19 protein-coding genes and 1 pseudogene are annotated in these 21,622 nt (G+C 69.4%); 11 read left to right on the top strand and 9 right to left on the bottom strand.

Translation table 11 applies throughout. From position 1 onward, the window contains the following. Positions 1-36: 36 nt before the first annotated feature. Positions 37-792: a hypothetical protein gene (locus HNQ61_RS14655; RefSeq protein ID WP_183685694.1), complete on the bottom strand. Its 756-nt coding sequence runs from the start codon at positions 790-792 to the stop codon at positions 37-39. 291 nt (positions 793-1,083) lie between these two features. Here HNQ61_RS14655 and HNQ61_RS14650 point away from each other — a divergent pair, with 291 nt between their 5' ends. From HNQ61_RS14650 to HNQ61_RS14635, 4 genes are all read left to right on the top strand, one after another. Next, positions 1,084-1,506: a DUF4186 domain-containing protein gene (locus HNQ61_RS14650; protein ID WP_170036799.1), complete on the top strand. Its 423-nt coding sequence runs from the start codon at positions 1,084-1,086 to the stop codon at positions 1,504-1,506. 336 nt (positions 1,507-1,842) lie between these two features. Next, positions 1,843-3,468 carry a M28 family peptidase gene (locus HNQ61_RS14645; RefSeq protein ID WP_170036801.1) on the top strand — a complete coding sequence of 542 codons (1,626 nt, stop codon included), beginning with the start codon at positions 1,843-1,845 and terminating at the stop codon, positions 3,466-3,468. Between the two features lie 169 nt (positions 3,469-3,637). Further along, entirely contained in the window at positions 3,638-4,198 is a 561-nt protein-coding gene (locus tag HNQ61_RS14640; RefSeq protein WP_170036802.1) for a hypothetical protein, read from the top strand. Position 4,199: 1 nt separating this feature from the next. Continuing rightward, a complete protein-coding gene (locus HNQ61_RS14635) occupies positions 4,200-4,463 on the top strand; it encodes a hypothetical protein (protein WP_170036804.1) in 264 nt (87 codons plus the stop codon). Between the two features lie 322 nt (positions 4,464-4,785). On the opposite strand, the gene HNQ61_RS14630 is transcribed toward HNQ61_RS14635, so the two are convergent. From HNQ61_RS14630 to dcd, 8 genes are all read right to left on the bottom strand, one after another. Then, positions 4,786-5,190 carry a hypothetical protein gene (locus HNQ61_RS14630; RefSeq protein ID WP_170036806.1) on the bottom strand — a complete coding sequence of 135 codons (405 nt, stop codon included), beginning with the start codon at positions 5,188-5,190 and terminating at the stop codon, positions 4,786-4,788. Between the two features lie 222 nt (positions 5,191-5,412). Continuing rightward, positions 5,413-5,709 carry a UBP-type zinc finger domain-containing protein gene (locus HNQ61_RS14625; protein WP_170036808.1) on the bottom strand — a complete coding sequence of 99 codons (297 nt, stop codon included), beginning with the start codon at positions 5,707-5,709 and terminating at the stop codon, positions 5,413-5,415. Between the two features lie 37 nt (positions 5,710-5,746). Then, positions 5,747-7,147, bottom strand: a complete 1,401-nt coding sequence (locus HNQ61_RS14620; protein ID WP_170036810.1) for an ATP-binding protein — start codon at positions 7,145-7,147, stop codon at positions 5,747-5,749. Beyond that, positions 7,144-8,808, bottom strand: coding sequence for an FAD-dependent oxidoreductase (locus tag HNQ61_RS14615; protein WP_205761872.1), 1,665 nt, complete (start codon positions 8,806-8,808; stop codon positions 7,144-7,146). Before HNQ61_RS14615 ends, HNQ61_RS14620 begins: the two co-directional genes overlap by 4 nt. A 1,002-nt stretch (positions 8,809-9,810) precedes the next feature. After that, on the bottom strand, positions 9,811-10,830 hold the full coding sequence (locus HNQ61_RS14610; RefSeq protein ID WP_170036814.1) for an NAD-binding protein: 1,020 nt from the start codon (positions 10,828-10,830) through the stop codon (positions 9,811-9,813). Positions 10,831-11,402: 572 nt separating this feature from the next. Then, positions 11,403-13,091, bottom strand: coding sequence for a glycerol-3-phosphate dehydrogenase/oxidase (locus tag HNQ61_RS14605; RefSeq protein ID WP_170036816.1), 1,689 nt, complete (start codon positions 13,089-13,091; stop codon positions 11,403-11,405). Positions 13,092-13,111: 20 nt separating this feature from the next. Beyond that, positions 13,112-13,720, bottom strand: coding sequence for a chemotaxis protein CheC (locus HNQ61_RS14600; protein WP_170036818.1), 609 nt, complete (start codon positions 13,718-13,720; stop codon positions 13,112-13,114). A 141-nt stretch (positions 13,721-13,861) separates the two neighbouring features. Beyond that, positions 13,862-14,416, bottom strand: a complete 555-nt coding sequence (gene dcd, locus HNQ61_RS14595; protein WP_170036820.1) for a dCTP deaminase — start codon at positions 14,414-14,416, stop codon at positions 13,862-13,864. Between the two features lie 262 nt (positions 14,417-14,678). Between dcd and HNQ61_RS14590 the strand changes: the two genes are divergently transcribed. The 7 genes and pseudogenes from HNQ61_RS14590 to HNQ61_RS14560 all read left to right on the top strand — a co-directional run bounded on the left by HNQ61_RS14590 (position 14,679) and on the right by HNQ61_RS14560 (position 21,612). After that, positions 14,679-15,035 (top strand): NADH-quinone oxidoreductase subunit A, encoded by a 357-nt coding sequence (locus tag HNQ61_RS14590; RefSeq protein WP_170036822.1) that lies wholly within the window; start codon positions 14,679-14,681, stop codon positions 15,033-15,035. Positions 15,036-15,178: 143 nt separating this feature from the next. Then, on the top strand, positions 15,179-15,784 hold the full coding sequence (locus HNQ61_RS29580; protein ID WP_420816135.1) for an NADH-quinone oxidoreductase subunit B: 606 nt from the start codon (positions 15,179-15,181) through the stop codon (positions 15,782-15,784). A 183-nt stretch (positions 15,785-15,967) separates the two neighbouring features. Beyond that, a pseudogene (locus HNQ61_RS29860) lies at positions 15,968-16,417 on the top strand (NADH-quinone oxidoreductase subunit C); the annotation flags it as partial. A gap of 170 nt (positions 16,418-16,587) precedes the next feature. Beyond that, positions 16,588-17,877, top strand: coding sequence for an NADH dehydrogenase (quinone) subunit D (nuoD, locus tag HNQ61_RS14575; protein ID WP_170036828.1), 1,290 nt, complete (start codon positions 16,588-16,590; stop codon positions 17,875-17,877). Next, positions 17,874-18,563 (top strand): NADH-quinone oxidoreductase subunit NuoE family protein, encoded by a 690-nt coding sequence (locus tag HNQ61_RS14570; protein WP_170036830.1) that lies wholly within the window; start codon positions 17,874-17,876, stop codon positions 18,561-18,563. The genes nuoD and HNQ61_RS14570 overlap by 4 nt, the downstream gene beginning before the upstream one ends. A 102-nt stretch (positions 18,564-18,665) precedes the next feature. Then, positions 18,666-19,964, top strand: coding sequence for an NADH-quinone oxidoreductase subunit NuoF (gene nuoF / locus HNQ61_RS14565; RefSeq protein WP_170036832.1), 1,299 nt, complete (start codon positions 18,666-18,668; stop codon positions 19,962-19,964). Positions 19,965-19,998: 34 nt separating this feature from the next. Next, entirely contained in the window at positions 19,999-21,612 is a 1,614-nt protein-coding gene (locus HNQ61_RS14560; RefSeq protein WP_170036834.1) for an NADH-quinone oxidoreductase subunit G, read from the top strand. The last annotated feature ends 10 nt before the right edge of the window (positions 21,613-21,622 follow it).

Here is a 21,622-nt window from a genome sequence, read left to right as displayed (position 1 = left end):
CTCCTGCAGAGTGAACTTACGGGGACGCGTCCGGCGTCACTTCGGGGACGCGATTGCGTCCATGGAGGAAACCACGCAGCGGTTGCGGCGCCCGTCGACGTCCTCGACGATCAGCGCGTCCCCCGCGCGAACCCGCACCCCCAGCGCCCGCTCTTCGGGCCGAAGGGTGCCCAGCAACTGCACGATCTGTCCGTTCAGGACAATGGACACCAGCCCGTGGCCCTGCGCGTCGAAGCCGGTGACCGCCGTGGCGCGGTCCATCACCGCGGATTCCAGCGTCAGGGCGGGGTCGCTGGCGAAGCGGAACATGGCGTTCCACAGCGGCCGCACCGCGCCGAACTCAAAGGCCAGCCCGCCCGCCACGGCGCCCGCCAGCAGCAGCAGCCCGCCGGTGAACGGCTCCAGCAGCAGCCCGGCGGCGCCCATCCCCAGCAGCACGCTGAACCACAGTCGGGGGGAGATGAGCTCCAGCAGCACCTGGCCCACGCCCGGCCGCGTCATCACCATATCGCGCGGCGAGCCGGTCTTGCCCGCGTCATGGTCGCCGTGGCCATGGTGATGGCCGGATGCCGCGTGATGGCCGGAGCTGGCTTGCGCGTGTCCCGCGTGGGCATGCCCGGCGTGCGCGTGGCCCGCATGGCCGCCGTGCGCGTGGCCGTGGCCGAGCGAAACGTCGCCCACGTCGTGGCCGCCGTGCCCGTGTCCCGCGTGGCCGTGCGAGGCCATGCCGCTGAAAGCCATCAGCGCGAGCCCGGCAAAGCCGAGAATGAGGCAGAAAAGGTAGAAGTCCATGGTCCCTGAGCGGGTTTCTCCGGCGGTGTGCCGGAGATGCGGAGGACTACGAAGCGGTTGCGGCGGAAGTTGCAAGCTGGCCGGCTACCCTGGATAGGATGGGAGCGCGGCCGTCATCCGGACGGGTGGACCAGATGTGGTTGGAATATAGCCGTTTCGGGTAGGGATGACAGTGGCTGCCGCGCCTCCCCGGCCAACATCTGTTCCGCCGCGGTTGACGGCGCACGGGGGCCGCCGCATGCTGTCACCGCCCGCTCTCCGTGGACGCGCGTACGCCGGAATATTCGAGGGATGGATCGTCTGGATGAGTTGTTCGCCGCGCTGGCGCGGTCCACGTTCCGCAGCCGCTTCCGGCTGCGCGGGGCGGATCTGGCGTACCTGCGCGCGAAGGGAATGCCCGTCGTGCTGCGCCACGCGGACGAGATGATCGCCGCGCGGCTCGCGCCCGCCGATCCGCCAAACGATGGAAAGCAGACGCCCATGCGCGGCCATCCGGTCTTTGTGGCGCAGCATGCGACGGCCACCTGCTGCCGCGGGTGCCTGGCCAAGTGGCACCGCATCCCCAAGGGCCGTCCGATGACGGAAGATGAACGGCGGCATGCCGTATCCGTCATCGCGCGGTGGCTCGCGGAGCAGGACGCCGCCGCCCCGCCGGACGCGCCGGCCAGTGCGGGGACGCGCGCTGACCCCCAGATCGGCCTCGACTTCTCCTGACGCGCATCAGGCTGATGCTTCGTCTCGCCGGGGTGAAGAAGCCGCCCGAATGACTCGATCCCCCGTCACCCTCGTCCCCGCCGCGCATCCCGCGAAGCCCGCCGGGGCCGCGGAACCTGCGATCCGCGACGTTGGGCGCCCGCGAGCCGGACTGGGGTGTGCCCCCTCTCCCACATCGGTTCGTGGGAGAGGGTCGCCGCGCGCAGCGCGCGGGGTGAGGGCCGCGCGGGCCCCGTTGTTGCCGCGCCGCGCTCCGCCTACGTTGTCGTGCCCGCCGCGCGGAAGAAGCGGCGCTTTCCGTCCGTCCCCGATCCACCGTTCCGCCAACCGGAATCCATGAACCGACGCATCGTCCTCGCCGCGGCGGGGGGCCTTCTGGCCGCCACCACCGCCGCCGCGCAGACGCCCCGCATCCGCGCCAGCGAGATCGACGGGCACCTGCGCTTTCTGTCCTCCGACCTGCTGGAGGGGCGCGCCCCCGCCACCCGCGGCGGCCGCCTGGCCACGGAGTACATCGCCAGCCAGCTGCGCGCCGCCGGCGTGGAGCCGGGCGTGAACGGCGGCTACTTTCAGCAGGTGCCCATCGACATCGTGGGCGCCGATCCCGCCAGCATCCGCGTTCAGACAGGCGGCCGGTCCGCGGGCACGCTGCGCTATCCCGAGGACGTCGTGGTCTGGGCCGGCTCCGCGTCGGAAGCCAGCGCGGCCAACGCGGAAATCGTCTTCGTGGGCTACGGATCCAAGGCGCCCGAGTACCGCTGGGACGACTTCAAGGGGATGGATCTGCGCGGCAAGGTGCTGATGGTGCTCGTCAACGACGCGCCCGCCAGCGCCGCGGAGCCGGACCTGTTCGGCGGCCGGGCCATGACGTACTACGGCCGCTGGACGTACAAGTTCGAGGAGGCGGAGCGGCAGGGCGCGGCGGGAATGCTCATCGTCCACACCAGCGAGCAGGCCGGCTATCCCTGGCACACGGTGGTGGGCTCGTGGGCCAAGGAGCAGCGCATGCTGCCGCGCGACGCCAACCTCCCCGCGCCGCTCGGCTTTCGGGGATGGATCACGGACAGCGCCGCCACCGCCGTTCTGCGCGGCGCGGGAATGGACCTGGCCGACCTGCGCCGCCGCGCCGAATCGCGTGATTTTCGCCCCGTCGCCACCGGCGTGACGCTGAACGTGGGCTTCCGCAACACCGTGCAGCACCTGCAGTCGGAAAACGTCGTGGGCGTGGTGCGCGGGTCGGACCGCGCGCTGGCCGACCAGTACGTGTCGTACAGCGCGCACTGGGACCACCTGGGCATCGGTCCGGCGGTGCGCGGTGACAGCATCTACAACGGCGCATCGGACAACGCGTCGGGCGTGGCGGACCTGCTGGCCATCGCGCGCGCGGCGGCGCAGGGGCCCAGGACCAAGCGCAGCCAGCTGTTCGTCTTCGTCACCGCGGAAGAGTCGGGGCTGCTGGGCTCGGAGTTCTTTGCCCGCAATCCCACCGTGCCCGTAGCCTCCATCGTCGCCAACCTGAACGTGGACGGCGGCAACGTGCTGGGGACCACCACCAACTTCAGCGTCCTGGGCGAGAACAAGAGCACGCTGGGCGCGAGCCTGGCGGGAATGGTGCGCGGCCGCGGCTGGCGGCTGACGCCGGACGACCATCCGGAGCGCGGCCACTTCTACCGCTCGGACCACTTCTCCTTTGCCAAGGCCGGCGTTCCCGCCGTGTCCATCGGCGCGGGGAACGCGTTCGAAGGGCGCCCGGCGGGGTGGGGCGCGGAGCAGGAAGAAGACTACAACGCGCACCGCTACCATCAGCCCTCCGACGAGTACCGCGCGGACTGGGACCTGCGCGGCGCGGTGCAGCTTTCGGAACTGGTGCTGGACTTTGGCGCCATGCTGGCCAACGCCGCCACGCTCCCGGACTGGAGCCGCGACGCCGAGTTCCGCCGTCCGGCCGCCTCGCGCGAGTAATTCGATCGAACCCCGGCGCGGCACCGCGAGGAGCATCGTGCGGGACGATCTGGCTCGTGTCGTGTACAACGGCGAGACGCGGATCTCCGGCGGTCGGGGGGATGAACGGCGTCACGCCGGGCGCGAGCAGGATGTAAAGGCGGTTATCCGTATCCACAGGAAAGTGACGATGAGCAGACGGATCGTGGGCGCGATGGTGGTGGCGGCGCTGTGCGTGCTTCCCGCGCGCGCCTCGGCGCAGGAAACGCCCGAGCGGGTGATGGAGCGCTACTTCGCCACCTTTCAGACCGGCGACTTCGCGGGGAACGCGGCGATGATGGATCCCGCCGCGCTGGAGGAACTGAAGGCGGCGATGGTGGGGCTGGCCAACCTGGCCGGGCCGGAATCCGCCGAGCAGATGGAAGAGATGTTCTCCGTGCACTCGCCGGATGAACTGAAGGCGCTTTCCGCGCCCGCGCTGTACGAGCGCATGCTGGCCAGCGTGCTGCGCGGCGAGATGCGCGAACTGCTTTCTGGCGCCACCATCCGGGTGATGGGGCACGTGATGGAGGGCGACACCGCCCACGTGGTCTACCGGATGAACATGACCGCGCGCGGAACCAGCATCAACCAGGTGCAGGTGGCGCCGCTGGTGCAGGTGGGCGGCGCGTGGAAGGTGCTGCTTACGGGGAGCTTTGCAAGTATGATCGGCGCCGTCCCCGCGCCCGGCGCCGCGCCCGGGCAGGACTGACGTGCACGACGCGACGCACGAGGCCGACCTGGCCGGCGGAGACACGGGCGAATTGGCGGAGCTCGCCGTGCAGGCGGTGGAAACCGCGGCGGGGGATCTGGGGCTGAACCCGCTGCTGTTTGCGCGCGAGCTGGCGCAGGGTGAGGTGGGGTTGATGATCGGCTACCTGCGCGCAGCCGCGGACCACGTGACGGATCTGGATCTGCGCGAGCGCATCGACCGCCTGCTGCACCGGATGACGGAGTGGACGCAGGACTCGGAGTGACCTGTTTCGGTGGATGAACGAGAAGCGGCCCGGAGCACACGCCCCGGGCCGCTTCTCTCGCCTTCCTCCTGCGACTGCGCCGCTCTCCCGGCGCCTGCTGCGGCGACGGTGCAGCGTCTTCCTCGCCGCCTCGCGGCGCTCACGCGCGTCGGATGAGGCGCGTCCGCGCGTCTGACGGACTTGGCTCCGATAGCGTCGGCAAAGAACGCAGCACGTCCGCTGGATCGTTCGATTATCCAAACGAAAAGCGGCCCGGGGTTTTGTGCCCCGGGCCGCTTTCCCGTTTGTCCCGCGATCTATGTCCAAGTCACTGCGATTCGTACTACCGGGCGGCAATTTCTGGTGCGTCCCCGGCCACCAGGCGGATGGCGAGTGCACGGCCGCGGCGCTGGGGCTGGTAGTCCGTCAGCACCTCGGCCACGCGTTCCAGCGTCGTGGGGTCGTGCAGGTCGCCGATGATGATGGCGTCGGCGCCCATCTTGGCCGCCCGGCGCCGCATCGCGCGGATCAGGTCGGTTTCATCCGTCCAGCTGGCGTTGCTCTCGGCGGTCACCAGCGCGATCCGTTCAAAATCACCCGGCACGTTCTCCTCGTGCAGAAACACGCGCACCTCGCCGGGGCTGAGTTCCGGGTACGTTCCCGTCCCGCCCAGCAGCACGGCGTTGGTGGACGTGCAGGCGCTGAGGATGGACGCGGCGGCAAGGCTGAGCAGGATGCGCATTTTCATGGGTCGGGCTCCACAAGGGCGTTCAAGGGTCGGTGCTTGCGGAGCCAGGGAAAAGCAAAGGGGCCGCCACCCGGCGGCCCCATCGCAAGTTGTTGCTGTCCAATCCGATGCCTGTTTCCCGCTCCGCGCATCATCATCCGCTCTGTCCACCATGGAGGACAGAATCGCGGCGATGCGGCGGACGCGGCCCATCCACCGGAACCGTCGGTGGATCGGAATCCGCTACGCGGTGCGCTTGTACTCCACGTGTTCGGGATTGGGCACTTCCGTGTTGTCCGCAAAGCACCAGCGCCAGTCCTCGGCCGGCTCCATCGACTGCACGATGGGGTGCTTGGACTCATGAAAGTGCCGCGTGGCGTGGCGGTTGGGCGACGAATCGCAGCAGCCCACCTTGCCGCAGATCAGGCACACGCGCAGGTGCACCCACCAGTCACCGGTCTTGAGGCACTCCTCGCACCCGTTGGGCGTGTGCGGCTGCACATCCGGATCGATCTGGTCCACGTGCTTGCAGGTGCTCATCGGGCGTCTCCGTGCTGTCGGGTAACGATGGTTGATGTCACGCGTCGTGCTTGGGCGGCTCAATCAGCAGCGTGATGGAAAAGCGGGTGTGCCCCGGGCGCGAGCTGACGCGGATGTCGCCGCCGTGCCCGCGCTCCACGATGCGCCGCGCGATGTCGAGCCCCAGCCCGGTGCCTTCGCCCACGCCCTTGGTGGTAAAGAACGGCTCCCAGATGCGCGGCAGTACATCCGCCGGAATCCCCGGGCCGTCATCCTCGATCTCCACTCGAACCGCGTCGCCGTCGCGCACGGTGCGCACCCACAGATTGCCGCGGCCCGCCATGGCCTGCACGGCGTTGTCGATCAGGTTGGTCCACACCTGGTTCAACTCGCTCCCTGAGGCGCAGATCAGCGGCAGATCGGGCGCGAACTCGCGGTGCAGGGTGATGCCGTCGCGCAGCTTGTGGTTCAGGATGCGGAGCGTGCTTTCCAGCGTGTCGTGCACGTTCAGCCACTGCACCTTGCCGCGGTCCATGTAGCTGTACTCCTTGATGGATCCCACGAGCGCCGAGATGCGCGCCGCGCTCCCCTCCAGCTCGCCGGCGAGGCCGGTCAGCGAAAGGGTGGACGCGAGCCAGTCCACCGCGCCCCGCAGCGATTCGCCGTCGAACTCCGCGTCCAGCGCCTGCACGCTCGCGGGCTTCATCCCCGCGTGGACCAGCGGCGGCGCCTTGTCCCACGCGTCCGGCACGCCGCGCTCGTCCAGCCAGAGCGCCACCGCGTCCTCGTCGTCCGAGCGGGCCAGGGCGTTGGCGGCGGACGGCTGCTCCGCGCGCCGAAGCCCGTCGTGCATCATGCAGAGCATGGCGCGCTGGCGGTCGTTGAAGCGGCGGTCGTAGTCCAGCGCGCGCCGCTGCGCCTCACCCACGGCCTCGTGCAGCTCCTGCGCGGCGCGGCGGGCGGCGGAGGCGGGGTTGTTCAGCTCGTGCGCCAGCCCGGCGGCCATCCGCCCCAGCGCCGTGAGCTTTTCCTGCTGGCGGAGGCTGGCGTCCACCTCACGCGTACGCGCCGACATCGCCTGCACGGCCGTTTCGCCCAGCGGCGTGCACTGCGTGGTCAGCTGGCGGAAGACGTCCGCGGCGATCCGCAGCACGCGCGCGTCCCCCGTCGCCCGCGCGGTGGAGATGGCGGGCCCGTGCGTGAGAATGCCGATCTCCCCCGCGAACTCGCCGGGGTGGTGGATGGCCAGCAGCCGGTCCTCGCCGCCCACGCGCTTGGTGACGCGAACCGTGCCGTCCAGCACCACGAAGAAGTCGTAGTTGCGCTGGCCCTCGGTAAAGAGGACGCCGCCGGGCGCCATCTGCTCCACCGTGCCCCAGTGCATCATCTCTTCCACCACCTCCGGAGCGAAGGTGGGAAAGAGGATCTTGTCTTCCGAGTCGTGCAGCCGGGTGTTCACAGGTCCGCCAGGTACTGGTGAACAAAGGAGATGGCCACCGATCCCTCGCCCACGCCGCTGGCCACGCGCTTGACCGAGCCGAAGCGCACGTCGCCCGCGCAGAACACCCCGGGAACGCTGCCTTCCAGCAGAAACGGGTCGCGTGCCAGCGGCCATCCGCGCGGCGGGGTGCGCTCCTTCATCAGATCCGGGCCGGTGAGGATGAATCCCTTGGCGTCACGGACGACGACGCCGTCCAGCCAGTCGGTGTTCGGCATCGCGCCGATGAAGACGAAGAGCGCGGCCGCGTCGTGCGTGGTCACGCGGTCGTCGGCGTGCTTGAGGCTCACCCCCTGCAGCCGCCCGTCACCGTGCACCGCGCACACCCGGGCGTGCAGGCTGACGTGCACGTTCGGCAGTTCGGCGATGGCGTCCACCAGGTACTGCGACATGGTGCGGCCGATGTCGCCGCCGCGGCAGACGATGGTGACGGAACGCGCCATGGTGGCCAGGTAGACCGCGGCCTGGCCCGCGCTGTTCCCCGCGCCCACGATGAAGACGTCCTCGTCGCGGCAGCTGAGCACCTCCGTCATGGTGGAGCCGTAGTAGACGCCGGCGCCGGTCAGTTCCTCCGCGCCGGCCGCGTCCAGCTTGCGGTACTGAACGCCGGTGGTGACCATCAGCGCGTGGCAGGCGATCTCCGTTCCGTCCGTCGTGGTCAGGTAGCGGTACTGGCCGTCCACGCGTAGCGCGTTCACCTGCACCGGCGTCAGGATTTCCGCGCCGAACTTGCGGGCCTGCGCCACGGCGCGCCGGGTGAGGTCCGCGCCGCTGAGCCCGCGCGGAAAGCCCAGGTAGTTTTCGATCAGCGACGACGTCCCCGCCTGCCCGCCCGGCGCCTCGGCGTCCACCACGAGCGTCTTGAGCCCCTCGGACGCGCCGTAGACGGCGGCGGCGAGCCCGGCCGGCCCCGCGCCCACAATGGCCAGGTCGTAGAACGGCTGCTCGGCATGGATGCGCAGCCCGGCCTTTTCCGCCACGTCGCGGGGCAGCGGCTGCACGAGGTGCGATCCGTCGGGAAAAAGGACGACGGGGAGTTCGCGGCCGTCCAGCCCGGCGGCCTCCAGCAGCTTGCATGCTTCGTCGCCCTGCTCCACGTCCAGGGCGCGGTAGGGCACCTGGTTGCGGGCCAGAAAGTCCTTGATGTCGTGCACCTGCGGCGACCAGCGCGGCCCCAGCACCCGGATGCCGTCGTCGTAGCCGGGGCGGTACTGGCCGCGCCAGTCGTCCAGCAGCTCGTCCAGCACCGGGTACAGGTTGGCCTCGGGCGGGTCCCACGGCTTCTGCAGGTAGAAGTCGATGTGGGCGCGGTTGATGGCGCCGATGGCCGCGTCGATGTCGGAGTACGCGGTGAGGATGGCGCGCCGGGCGGTGGGCGCGTACTCGACGGCCGCTTCCAGGAACTCCACGCCGCTCATGCGCGGCATGCGCTGGTCGGCCAGGAGGAGCGCAACGGGCTCGCCGCGGACGCTCACTTGGCGAAGCAGTTCCAGGCCGTCTTCGCCGGAGGCGGCGGAAAGCACGCGGTAGTCGCGCCCGTACCGCCGCTTGAGGTCGCGTTCCACTGCGCGCAGCACTTCGGGGTCGTCGTCCACGACGAGAATAACGGGTCTGGCTGCCACGGTGGGGGCTCCGGATGGGGCGTGTGGAAAGGGCGGGGAAGAGTCACCGATCGCCCGAACGGTCAATCTAGTAAACCGCGCAAGAGCCCTCACCCCGCGTGCTGCGCACGACGACCCTCTCCCACGAACAGATGTGGGAGAGGGAGCACACCCCAGTGCCGTGCGTTCCGGATGGTTCGGTGTGGCGGCGGGCTCCCCCCTCCCCCCAGCCCCCTCGCCCCGCAAGCGGGGGAGGGGGAGCCGTTTGGCGCGGGGGACGGGTCGGTGCGTAGCCGCCGCCTCCGTCGAGGCTTGCAGGCGGCTCTCGTCGGGGAGGGAGCCGCGTCCCGCGTTAAGCGAGTGAATCCGCCGCTCGAATTGCGGTAATCCCCTCGCCATGGCCGCAGGCGCATCCGCGGCTCCGTTGGGGCGAGCCGCGTCTCCGTCGGGGAGGTCGTCGGCACCTTCGATAGGGCGGGTTAGCCGCGTCCCGCGTTGAGCGAATGGATCCGCCGCTCGAACTGCGGGAACCCCCGGCTCACGGCCGCTGGCGCGTCCACGACCGGGGCTTCAACTGCGTACGGCGTGACGACGCGGACCCTTGCTCCGCCACGACGCCCGAGGCGTCCTCCTGAGGAGGCGCCGGCCGAACCTGTTGCCGCGCCGAGACTTGGCGCCGACGAAGGATCTACCTTCCCCAGGGTCCAGCCATCCCGCGCGCACCGTACTCGCCCCGCGATGCAGTTGAAGCCCCGAACGGCGCCTATGGGCGTCGTGTCGGGGCTTCCCGCTTCTGGAGCGGCGGATTCATTCGCTCAAGGAAACTTGCTCACGGGCAGGTCTCTGCTCTCCATCTCGCACCTTCCGACCGCCCCAACCCTCCCCCAGTCTTTTTTGGGGGAGGGTGGGCCGGTGGTGCCGGCCCGGGTGGGGGCCGCCCTGAAGCCCGCCGCAACCCACGAATCCAGCCGCCGAGTGTCGTTCGCACTCACGCACCCAGCACCCCGCACTCACGCACTTCCCTTACTCCTCCCCGTACAGCGCCTCCAGCTCGTAAATCGCCTCCGCCGGGCCGATCACGATCATCGTCTCGCCGGGGCGGATGACGCGCTGGGCATCGGGATTGAGCGCGAAGTCGCCCTCGGGGCCGCGGATGGCCAGGATGCTCACGTTCCGCATCCGCCGCAGATCGCATCCCGCCACCGTCTGTCCGGCGAATGGCGACCCGTGCGGAATCACGATCTGCCCCACGTCCACCGCGATGTTCACGCTGAAGCTGAAGATCTCGTTGAACAGGTCGTGCACGGCGGGGCGAAGCAGCGCCAGCGCCAGCCGGTGCCCGCCGATGTCGTCGGGCGTGACCACGCGGTCCGCGCCGGCGCGCCGCAGCTTGCTTTCCGACTGCTCGGCGTTGGCGCGCGCCACGATCAGCAGTTTGGAGCTGAGCTCCCGCGCGGTCAGCACCGTCAGCACGTTGTTGGCGTCGCTGTCCAGCGCGGACACCAGCCCGCGCGCCCGGTCCACGCGCACGCGCCGCAGCACGTCGTCCTCCGTGGCGTCGCCGATCAGGTGGGGCGTCTGGCTGGCCAGCAGCGCTTCTTCCTGCGCGGGATCGTTGTCCACCACGACGAACGTTTCGCCGCGCGCCGCCAGGTCGCGCACGATGCGCGTGCCCAGCCGCCCGTGGCCGCAGACGACGTAGTGGTCTTTGAGATGGGAGAGCGAGTCCTTCATCTTTCGCCGTTGCACGCTGGTCCAGAGCGTCTGCCCGAGCGCAACCTCAACCAGGTTGCTGGCCGCCCACGCCCCCACGCCCACGCCCAGCACGATGAGCCCCATCGTGAACACGCGGCCCGTGGTGGTCAGCGGCTCGATCTCGCCGAAGCCCACCGTGGCGACCGTGATGATGGTCATGTACAGCGAGTTGATCCACCTCATCCGCTCGATGAAGTGGTATCCCACGGTGCCCACAACCACGAGCAGAATGAGCACCCCCACCGACAGCTGAAACTGACGCAGCGGGTCCTCGAGCCAGCCGCGCACGCGGTGGCCCCAGGTGCGGCCCTGCGGGGTGTGCGGGCGTCTGCGTCGCGGGCGTGAGGGCACGAATGCGTGTGATCGGGCGATGTGCGCGTGCGGGATGCCGCGTATCCGCCCGAACGCACGACGTGCGCCGCGCGTTCAGGGCAGGGCAGGGCAGGGCGGATGATGATCAGCGGATGATGATCAGCGGATGATGATCAGCCGATGTGGATCAGAAGATGTGGATCAGGAGATGTGGATCAGGAGATGTGGATCAGGAGATGTGGATCAGGCCACCCGAATGCGGCCATCTGATCAGTCGGGGTCAATCAGCGATTCTCATCAGCCGTGAATGCGATCGCCTCATGCGGATGCGCCGGGTTGTGTCGGCCGAGAGGCGATCACTGATGTGGATCAGGCAAGCGCATCGACGGGCTCGGGGCGAGGCAGCCGGCGGTCGGGATGCGTGAGCAAACCGCGGCCGAGCGGGTTGAGAGGCAACGTGAGGTCGAGCGAGCTAACGCGAAGTGCGGCATCCTGATATGCGGCGCAACTGAGAACGTCTGTCGATCCGCCGAACCCGCGGAGACGGCCTATCCGCCGAAGCCGCGGGTGGCGGCGACGGCTTGGCGGTACGACTCCACCTGCGCCGCGATCTGCGCCTCGCTCCACCCCACGCCGTCCGCGCGAGCCATCCGCCGCCCCACCTCTTCCGCCACGGCGAGCCCTCCATCCACGGCCTCGTAGAACAGGTGCATCCGCCGGATGAGCACGTCTTCCAGCCGCATCGCCATCTCTGCGTTGACCGCGTGGTCCACCTCGGCCCAGATGTACGGATGCCCCGCCATCAGCCGGCGCCCGGCCTCCGCGTCGCGGCGGACGGCGGCCAGCACGGCCTCCGCATCCTCGCCGTACGCGCGCGCCAGGTGCTCGCCGACGTCCGCGTCCAGCCCGGCGCCGACGGCCTCGTGGACGACGCGCGCCAGAAATTCTTCCCACGGCTCCTGCGGGTCGCCGGGGAGCGGCAGGTGCGCGGTGGGGCTTTCCCCCGACGCCACGCCCGCCTCCTTGAGCAGCCTGGCCGCTGCGTCCACGGCCTGTCCCGCCATCACGCGGTACGTGGTGAGCTTGCCGCCCGCGATGTTCAGCAACCCGCTGCGGTCGCGCCAGATCTCGTGCTCGCGCGACGTGGCGCTCGCGGCCAGCCCGCCGTCCGCCTTGTCCGGCGCCAGCAGCGGCCGGATGCCCGCCCACGTACTCACGACGTCCGATCCGGTCAGCTTCGCGGCGGGAAAGATCCCGTTTGCCGAATCCAGCAGGTACTTCACGTCCGACTCGTCCGCGCGGACGTCGGCGGGGGAGCCCACGTAGTCCGTATCCGTCGTCCCCACGTACGAAAAGTCGCCCCAGGGCAGGACGAACATCACGCGTCCGTCCACCGGCGAGCGGAAGGTGATGGCGTGGCGGTTTCCGATGCGGTCGCGCCGCACCTGGATGTGCACGCCCTTGGTGGGCCGCAGCCGCGGCTTGGTCCCCGAATCCGCCAGCGTGCGTACCGCGTCGCTCCACGGGCCCGTCGCGTTCAGGATCACGCGTGCCCGCACGTCCACCGTGTCGGCGCGCGGGTTCAGGCAGTCGCGGACGCGCACCCCCGACACCCCGCGCGGGTCGCGCAGAAACCCGCTGACCTCGGCGTGCGGCACCACCGCCGCGCCCGCCTCGTGCGCGCCGCGGGCGTTGGCCAGCGTCAGCCGCGCGTCATCCACCGAGGCGTCGTAATACAGCGCCGCGCCGGCCAGCCCGTCCGTGCGCAGCCCCGGCTCCTCGTCCTTCATCCTGGCGCGCGAAACCATGCGGTGGCGCGAGATGTTGCGGAAGAGCGAAAGCGCGTCGTACAGCCACATCCCCGCCTGCAGCTTGCGCAGCCCCACGGGCTCGCCGCGGTAAACGGCGAACAGAAAGGGCAGGGGATGCACAAGATGAGAGGCCAGCCCGAGCAGGCGTCGCCGCTCGGCGCTGGCCTCGAAGACGAGACGCAGATTTCCGGTTTCCAGGTAGCGGATGCCGCCGTGGATCAGGCGCGATGACCGGCTGCTCGTCCCCCGCGCCAGGTCGCCCGCGTCCACCAGGGCGACGCGCAGCCCGCGTCCGGCGGCGTCGCGCGCCGCGGCCGCGCCGGTGATCCCTCCGCCGATGATGAGCAGGTCCCACGTCTCGCCCGTGAGCGAGGCCAGGTGCTCCGCGCGCGCGCGGGCGGAGAACGGAGCGAAGTGCGTGTCCATCGGCCCCGCTCCCGCCGTGGTCAGGTTGCGCCGCCCGGACGGGCGACGTCGAATCCCAGCGCGCTCAGCAGCGAATGGAACGACACGTCGCTGTGGCTGAGGACGAATACGCCCTCAAAGGTGGTGTCCAGAAAGGTGAAGTCCGTCTCGATCACCAGCCCCGAGGCGTGCCGCGGGCCCAGTTCCTCGCGCGAGCCCACCTCCATCACCGGCGTGCCGATCATCACGCCCTTGTTCAGAAACGTCCCCAGCACGCCCACGTACGCCGCGCACACGATGTTCCCCATCTCCATCAGCGCCGACTTTTCCAGCTCGCCGATGGACACGTGGCGCGACGGGTCGCGGCGCAGCATGAGCGCCACCATGCGCAGCGCGGTTTCCGTCGCCAGAATGAGCGAGGCGTGCTCGCCCCCTTCTTCGCTGACGCCGGAGATGGGAACGCTGATCACCACCAGGTCCCCGTCCCCGGGCAGCGCGGCGCTGAGACCCGCCCACTGGATGCGGGGAACGGAAATCATCACCGTCAGGCCGGTGAGCGCCGACAGGTTGGTGGCCGCGTGGCCGGCGCCGATGTTCACCACTTCGCGGATGGCGTCCATCTGCGTGGGGGTGACCGGGGTCTGGTTCATCAGGGGATCGTGTGTGTGGTCGATGAAAAAAACCGCGAAGCCGGGCACCCGCGGCCGCGCGGTTCCGGCGGGCGGGGGCGGCGCGCCATGCGCGTGCCCCGGCCCCCGTGCAGATACCGAACCAGCCCCGCTGGGGACGGGCTACAGCCTGGGGACGGTGACGCCCACCTGGCCCTGGTACTTGCCCTTGCGGTCCTTGTAGCTCACCTCGGGCCCCTCGGGGTCGCCCTCGAAGAAAATCACCTGCGCGATCCCCTCGTTGGCGTAGATGCGGGCGGGAAGCGGCGTGGTGTTGCTGATTTCCAGCGTCACGAACCCCTCCCACTCCGGCTCGAACGGGGTGACGTTGGTGATGATGCCGCATCGCGCGTACGTCGATTTGCCGACGCAGAGCGTGATGACGTTGCGGGGGATGCGGAAGTACTCCACCGAGCGGGCCAGCGCGAACGAGTTGGGCGGCACGATGCACACGTCGCCGCTGAAGTTCACGAAGCTGCGGTCGTCGAACGCCTTGGGATCGACGATGGCGTTGTTGACGTTGGTGAAAATCTTGAACTCGTCGGCCACGCGCATGTCGTAGCCGTAGCTGGACAGGCCGTAGCTGATGGTGCCCTCGCGCACCTGCGCGTCCTCGAACGGCTCGATCATTCCCGCGCGGGCCTTCTCGCGGATCCACCGGTCAGACCGAATGCTCATGGTGCGGAACGTGAAGGGGCGGGGAAAACCGCCTGAACCGCCCCGCGCGGGCGGGGTAAACAGATCAGGCCGAAGGGACGGGAACAGGCGGCAACCTACGCGGCCCCCCATGAGGCGGCAAGGCCCGTTTTTCGCTCTCCGTCCCCGTCCGCCCGGGCTTGCGACGTTCGCTTGACCGGGCTGGAAGCGCGCAGTATCTTGGCGCGTCTCCCAGCAAGTGAAGCTTTTCACAAACTCCTGTTTCAAGGACCGGCCCGACGCCATGCTTCGCCCGTACCTTCCCGTACTGATTCTCCTGGTCCTGTCGGTCGCGCAGGCGGTGGGGATGGTGGTGCTGTCGTCGGTGCTCAGTCCGGGCAGGGCGACCAAGGCCAAGTCGGCGCCGTACGAAAGCGGAATGAATCCGCTCGGCGGCACCCGCGAGCGCTTTTCGGTCAAGTTCTACGTGGTCGCGATCCTGTTCATCGTGTTCGACGTGGAGACCGTGTTCCTGCTGCCCTGGGCGGTGAGCATGCGCGCGCTGGGCTGGCACGGCTTCGCGGTGGCGATGATCTTCATCTTCATCCTCACCGTGGGCCTCGTCTACGAATGGAAGAAAGGAGCGCTGGAATGGGACTGAACGACGCCCCCTCCGGCAGCATGGATCCCACGGAAGGCCAGCCGCGGAACGCGGAGGGCCTTGCCGTTCATCAGGGCCTTCCCGGCAGCGTACAGCCGGCGACCCTGCAGCAGTCCAACATCTTTGACGGCCAGCCGGGGTTCATGACCACCCGGCTCGACGCCGTCGTGAACTGGGCCCGCATCAACTCGCTGTGGCCCATGCCGTTCGGCACGGCGTGCTGCGCCATCGAGATGATGGCCACCGCCGCCACGCGGTTCGACCTGGCCCGCTTCGGCATGGAGCGCATGAGCTTCAGCCCGCGCCAGGCGGACCTGCTGATCTGCGCCGGCCGGGTGAGCTACAAGATGGCTCCCGTGCTCAAGCGCATCTGGGAGCAGATGCCCAGCCCCAAGTGGGCCATCAGCATGGGCGCCTGCGCCAGCACGGGCGGCGTGTTCGACGTGTACAGCATGGTGCAGGGGATCGACACCATCATCCCCGTGGACGTGTACGTTCCCGGCTGCCCGCCGCGCCCCGAGGCGCTGATGTACGGCATTCTGCTGATCCAGGAAAAGATCCGGAACAGCGCCGCCACCAGCGACGACGAGTGGAACGCGGTGGACCAGCTTCCCGAAACCGGCAGCTACCTGCCGCGCGAGGTGCTGGACCGGGTGACGCTGCCCTTTGGCAACAGCACCAACCAGAACCGCAGCAGCGGGCTGGTCAGCACCGGCGCGGTGGTCCGCGTTTCGGACCGGCTGCCGTGACGAACGGAAAGTGCCCAGTTCCCAGTGCCCGGTCCGTCGAGACCCGGACTGGGCACTGGGAACCAAGCACTGGGCACTTCTTCTCCTGACATGACCGACTTCAAGAAGGGACTCGAGGGGCTGGACCAGGGCCCGCGTCCCTCCGAGTCCGAGGCCCCCGGCGCGCCGCCCCAGGCGGGCGACCTGCCGCCGCACCCCACCGTCGACGCGCTCTGCCAGGAGTTCGGCGAGGCGGTGCTGCGGCACGAGCTGGTGGCCGGCGACGAGCACATCGTGTACGTCCCCGCGGAGCGCAGCCTGGAGATCCTGACCTGGCTGCGCGACACGGGGCGGTACGACTTTCTGCAGGACCTGACGGCCGTGGACTACGGCGGCGGACGGTCCATCCAGGTCGTCTACCAGCTCTGGTCCATTCCCGCCAAGCTCAACCTGCGCGTCAAGGTGGAGCTTCCGCTGGACGGGCTGGAGATCGAGACCGTGTACTTCCTGTGGCGCGCGGCCGACTGGCTTGAGCGCGAGGTGTACGACATGTTCGGCGTCGTGTTCCGGGGGCACCCGGACCTGCGCCGCATCCTCATGCCGTACAACTACGCCGAAGGGCACCCGCTGCGGAAGGACTTTCCCCTGCGCGGCCGCTTCAGCCGCGCCGAGCAGACCCGCCGCGCGCTGTCGATGAAGACCGAGGACCACTACTCGCCGCAGGAGCTGGAAATGGCTCACGCCCTGGGCCAGACCATGCCGGACCCGTTCAACGCCGACGTGCCGGACCAGAGCCAGTTCGGCGGCATGGGAGGAGCGGGCTGATGGCGCTGCGCAGAGTCGTCTACAACGTCACCCGCAACCCCGAGCTTTCCGCCGGGGGAAGCCTGGTGCACGCGCCCATCGTTCCCGTGCAGGGCGAAGCCCGCGAAGTGCACGAGGACGTGTCGGGCGAGCACATGCTCATCAACATCGGCCCGCAGCACCCGGCCACCCACGGCGTGCTGCGCCTGGTGCTGGAGCTGGACGGCGAAACCGTCGTCCGCTGCATTCCGCACATCGGCTACCTGCACTCGTCGTTCGAGAAGCTGGGCGAGTACCGTGACTGGAACCAGATCGTTCCGCTCACCGACCGCATGGACTACCTGGCGCCGCTGATCTACAACTGCGCTTACGCCATGGCGGTGGAAAAGATGATGGGCATCACCGTCACCGAGCGCTGCAAGGTGGTGCGGGTGATGTGCATGGAGCTGGACCGCATCTTCAGCCACCTGCTCTGGCTGGGAACCACGGGAATCGACCTGGGCGCCTTCACGGTCTTTCTGTACACGTTCCAGCAGCGCGAAAAGATCTACGACCTGCACGAGAACCTGACCGGCGCGCGCATCACCACCAGCAGCACGCGCATCGGCGGGATGATGGCCGACCTGCCGGCGGGGTGGGTGGAGCAGCTGGACCAGTTCCTTACCGGCTTTCTGCCGGTGCTGGACGAGGTCGACACGCTGCTCACCAACAACGCCATCTGGATCGGGCGCACGCAGGACGTGGGCGGCATCAGCGGCGAGGACGCGGTCAACTTCGGCCTGTCGGGCCCCAACCTGCGCGCATCGGGCGTCAGCTACGACGTGCGCCGCGACCGTCCGTACTACGACTACGAGACGTACGACTTCGACGTGCCCGTCGGCGAGCACGGCGACATCTACGACCGCTACCTGTGCCGCATGGAAGAGATGCGGCAGAGCGTGCGCATCCTCCGCCAGGCCATCCAGCGCCTTCCGGGCGGGCCCATCAACGTGGACGACCCCCGCGTCATTCTGCCGACCAAGACGGCGGCGATGAACGACATGGAGTCCATGATCCACCACTTCAAGGTGGTGATGGAGGGCGTTCGCGCCCCGGTGGGCGAGTCGTGGTTCTCGGTGGAGTCGTCCAAGGGCGAGCTGGGGATGTACGTGGTTTCCGACGGAGGCAGCAAGCCGGTCCGCTGGCGCGTGCGCGGGCCCAGCTTCATCAACATCGCCGCGCTGCCGCACATGATCGAGGGGGCGCTGCTCTCCGACGTGATCGCGGTGAACGCGTCGCTCGACATCGTGCTGGGGGAGATCGACCGATGAGCGCCGAGCCGATCCGCTCCGGCAGCGAGTACGACCCGACGTCGTGGCCCGAGGCGAAGCAGGTGCCCGGGTTTGCCGGCGACACGGGCGAGTTCGCCACCCTGTCCGAGGCCGACGTGCGCGGAAGCGCGTACGTGGGCCAGCGCCCCGCCGACGGAGGCCATGCCTCCGTTGCCGGCACCCTGCCGTACCAGGTGGCGACCAGCCGTGCGGACGCGCCCCTGTTCGTGGGCCCGTACGAGGACCGGCTGGAGAAGGTGCTGAGCCGCTACCCGGACCGGCAGGCGGCGCTGCTTCCCGCGCTGCACCTGGCGCACGAGCTGCGCGGCCACCTGAGCCCGCAGACGCAGGACGAGGTGGCCGAACGGCTGCAGCTTCCGCCGGCGTACGTGCGCGGCGTGGCCACCTTCTACACCATGTACAACCTGGCCCCGGTCGGGAAGTACCTGATCCAGGTGTGCACCAACATCTCGTGCAACCTGTGCGGCGGCGACGCCGTGCTGGAAAGCTTCCTCAAGCACACGGGCACGGACCTGGGCGAGGTGAGCGCCAACGGGCTGTGGACGGTGATCGAGGTGGAGTGCCTGGGCGCCTGCGGGTTCCCCACGGCGGTGCAGATCAACGAGCGGTACTTTGAGAACGTGCGGCCGGAAAACGTCCCCGCGATCCTGGAACGGCTGGTGTAGAACGGCAGTGCCCAGTTCCGAGTGCCCGGTGCCCAGAGGGGCGCGGACACTCGAACTGGGACCGGGCACTTGGGCACTGAGCACTGGGCACTTTCTTTCGATATGGCATATCCCTACAGGCACCCGTCCGAGGTGCAGCTTCTGTCGAAGCACTTCGGCGAGCCGGAAGCCCGGACGCTCCAGGGCTGGGTGGAGCGCGGCGGCTACCAGGCGTTGCGCAAGGCGCTGGGCATGAGCCCCGCCGACATCGTCACCGAGGTCAAGAACTCGGGGCTGCGCGGCCGCGGCGGCGCCGGCTTCCCCACGGGGATGAAGTGGAGCTTCATGCCCAAGAAGGAGCCGGGCAAGCCGCACTTTCTCGTGTGCAACGCCGACGAGAGCGAGCCGGGGACGTTCAAGGACCGCGAGCTGATGCGGTGGACGCCGCACGCGCTCATCGAGGGGTGCCTGATCGGCGCGCACGCCATCCACGCCGAGCACGCCTACATCTACATCCGCGGCGAGTTCTTCGAGGCGGCGCAGATCATGGCGCGCGCCATCGAAGAAGCGTACGCGGCCGGCTACATCGGCAGGAACATCTTCGGGTCCGGCATCGACCTGGACCTGACGCTGCACATCGGCGCGGGCGCCTACATCTGCGGTGAAGAAACCGGGCTGCTGAACTCGCTGGAGGGCCGCCGCGGAGAGCCGCGCGTGAAGCCCCCGTTCCCCGCCATCGCGGGCGCGTTCCGCTACCCCACGGCGGTGAACAACGTGGAGTCGCTGATCGCCGCCGCGCAGGTGGTGCTGAACGGCGCCGAGTGGTACAAGCAGTACGGCACCGAGAAGTCGGTGGGCACCAAGCTGTTCTGCGTCAGCGGCCACGTGAAGCGCCCCGGCAACTACGAGATGCCGCTGGGCTTCAACTTCAAGGAGTTCATCTACGACGTCTGCGGCGGAACCCCCACCGGCAAGCCGGTCAAGGCGGTGATCCCCGGCGGCTCGTCGGTGCCCATTCTGAAGGCGGACGAGCTGGACATCGGCATGGACTACGAGTCCATGGCCGCCGCGGGAACCATGCTGGGCTGCGGCTCCGTCATCGTCATGGACGAGGGCGTGAACGTGGTGAAGCAGGTGCGGCGGATGGTGGACTTCTACGCCCACGAAAGCTGCGGGCAGTGCACGCCCTGCCGCGAAGGCACGGCGTGGAGCAGCAAGATCCTGCGCCGCATCGAGATGGGCCGCGGCGCCCCCGAGGACCTCGATACCCTGCTGCAGATCTCCGACAACATGTCGGGCAAGACGATCTGCGTGCTTTCCGACGCCGCGGCCGCGCCGATCGTGTCGTCCATCCAGAAGTTCCGCGACGACTACCTGGCGCTGATGCAGGCCGGGCAGCTCGCCGGGGCCGGTGTCCGCTGATGCCGGCCACCGCTGACCACGAGGGATAACGGCGATGGCCGAACCCACTCCGACGCCCGAGAACGTTTCCGTCACGATCGACGGAATGACCCTGTCCGTGCCCAAGGGCACGCGGCTGCTGGATGCGTGCGCCCAGGCGGGCGTGAGCATCTCCCACTACTGCTACCACCCCGGCCTTTCGGCCCCCGCCCAGTGCCGCATGTGCCTGGTGGAGGTGGAGAAGTCGCCCAAGCTCGTGGCCTCGTGCGTGGGCACGGTGGCGGACGGCATGGTGGTGCACACCCAGAGCGAGAACGCGCTCAAGGCCCGCGAGGGCGTGCTCGAGTTCTATCTGGTGAACCACCCGCTGGACTGCCCGGTCTGCGACCAGGCCGGCGAGTGCAAGCTGCAGGACTACGTGTCGGCCGAGGGGCCGCCCATGGGCCGCAGCAAGGAGCCCAAGCGCGTGCTGGGCCGCGACGACTTCGGCGGCGACGTGATGTTCTACGCCGACCGCTGCGTCATGTGCACCCGCTGCGTGCGCTTCATGCGCGAGGTGGCGCAGGATGAACGGCTCACGACGGTGCAGCGCGGCTCCCGGACGGTCATCGACACCTTCTACGACGAAGGGCTGACGGGGAACATCTGGGCCGACAACATCGTGGACCTGTGCCCGGTGGGCGCGCTCGTCAGCAAGGACTTTCTGCACAAGGCGCGCGCCTGGGACCTGGACCGCACGCCGTCGGTCTGCCCCAACTGCAGCATGGGGTGCAACGTCCGCCTGGAAACGCGCGACAACCAGGTCATGCGCCTGAAGCCGCGCCCCAACCCCGAAGTGAACGCGCACTGGATGTGCGACTTCGGCCGGCTGAACTACTCGTGGATGAACCGCGTGGACCGCATCGAGGCGCCGCTGGTGCGCGACGGCGGACGCCACGTTCCCATGTCGTGGGCCGACACACTCACCCGGCTGGCCGACGCGCTTCGCGGCGCTGCGGGCGGCGCCCGGGCGGTCGTCTCTCCGTTCGAGGGGAATGAAGGGATCGGCGCGCTGCGCCGGGTGCTGGAGGCGGTGGGCGGCGGTGACGGCGTGTTCCGCTGCGAGCAGGGCGAGGAAGTGATCCTTCCCGGCTTTCCGGAACTGGCGCTTCGCCGCGACCGCGCCGCCAACGTGGTGGGCGCCGAGCTGTTCGGCTTCGCGCGGACGGGCGGGGCGGACGGCAAGGGCGGGCTGGAGCAGGCGGCAGCGCACACGGGCGTGCTTTTCGTGCTGGGCGACGAGCTGGCCGACGCGCCGGCGGACTTCGGCGCCAACGCGTCGCTGTTCGTCTACGTGGGGCAGCACCTGGCCCCTGCGGCGCGCAACGCCCACTTCGTCCTGCCGGCGACCACGTTCGCGGAGATGGAAGGGACGTTCACCAACATCCAGCGCCGGGTGCAGCGCTTCTGGCCCGCGCAGCGCGCGCCGGGAATGGCGCGCCCGTCGTGGCAGATTCTGGGCGTGCTGCTGGCCGGCATCAGCGAAGCGGGCGCGCCGGGAACGGCCGCCGACGCGTTCGCCGGGCTGGGCGCGGTGCGGGCGGAGTTCGGCCAGCTGAGCTGGGCGGAGCTGGGCGCGCAGGGCGCGGTGCTCCCCGGCGTGCGCGAGCTGCAGGAAACGGGAGACTGACGCAGCAGAC

Origin of the sequence: Longimicrobium terrae (genome assembly GCF_014202995.1) — a bacterium.
GTDB classification, from domain to species: domain Bacteria; phylum Gemmatimonadota; class Gemmatimonadetes; order Longimicrobiales; family Longimicrobiaceae; genus Longimicrobium; species Longimicrobium terrae.
This window is presented reverse-complemented; position numbering and strand designations above follow the sequence as displayed.

Excerpts from the sequence above, each read along its gene's own strand:
- HNQ61_RS14645 (WP_170036801.1), top strand. The coding sequence starts at position 1,843 with ATGAACCGACGCATCGTCCTCGCCGCGGCGGGGGGCCTTCTGGCCGCC.
- HNQ61_RS14600 (WP_170036818.1), bottom strand. The coding sequence starts at position 13,720 with ATGAACCAGACCCCGGTCACCCCCACGCAGATGGACGCCATCCGCGAA.
- HNQ61_RS14625 (WP_170036808.1), bottom strand. The coding sequence starts at position 5,709 with ATGAGCACCTGCAAGCACGTGGACCAGATCGATCCGGATGTGCAGCCG.
- HNQ61_RS29580 (WP_420816135.1), top strand. The coding sequence starts at position 15,179 with ATGACCACCCGGCTCGACGCCGTCGTGAACTGGGCCCGCATCAACTCG.
- HNQ61_RS14590 (WP_170036822.1), top strand. The coding sequence starts at position 14,679 with ATGCTTCGCCCGTACCTTCCCGTACTGATTCTCCTGGTCCTGTCGGTC.
- HNQ61_RS14605 (WP_170036816.1), bottom strand. The coding sequence starts at position 13,091 with ATGGACACGCACTTCGCTCCGTTCTCCGCCCGCGCGCGCGCGGAGCAC.
- HNQ61_RS14630 (WP_170036806.1), bottom strand. The coding sequence starts at position 5,190 with ATGAAAATGCGCATCCTGCTCAGCCTTGCCGCCGCGTCCATCCTCAGC.
- nuoF (WP_170036832.1), top strand. The coding sequence starts at position 18,666 with ATGGCATATCCCTACAGGCACCCGTCCGAGGTGCAGCTTCTGTCGAAG.
- HNQ61_RS14655 (WP_183685694.1), bottom strand. The coding sequence starts at position 792 with ATGGACTTCTACCTTTTCTGCCTCATTCTCGGCTTTGCCGGGCTCGCG.
- HNQ61_RS14560 (WP_170036834.1), top strand. The coding sequence starts at position 19,999 with ATGGCCGAACCCACTCCGACGCCCGAGAACGTTTCCGTCACGATCGAC.
- HNQ61_RS14570 (WP_170036830.1), top strand. The coding sequence starts at position 17,874 with ATGAGCGCCGAGCCGATCCGCTCCGGCAGCGAGTACGACCCGACGTCG.
- dcd (WP_170036820.1), bottom strand. The coding sequence starts at position 14,416 with ATGAGCATTCGGTCTGACCGGTGGATCCGCGAGAAGGCCCGCGCGGGA.
- nuoD (WP_170036828.1), top strand. The coding sequence starts at position 16,588 with ATGGCGCTGCGCAGAGTCGTCTACAACGTCACCCGCAACCCCGAGCTT.
- HNQ61_RS14640 (WP_170036802.1), top strand. The coding sequence starts at position 3,638 with ATGAGCAGACGGATCGTGGGCGCGATGGTGGTGGCGGCGCTGTGCGTG.
- HNQ61_RS14650 (WP_170036799.1), top strand. The coding sequence starts at position 1,084 with ATGGATCGTCTGGATGAGTTGTTCGCCGCGCTGGCGCGGTCCACGTTC.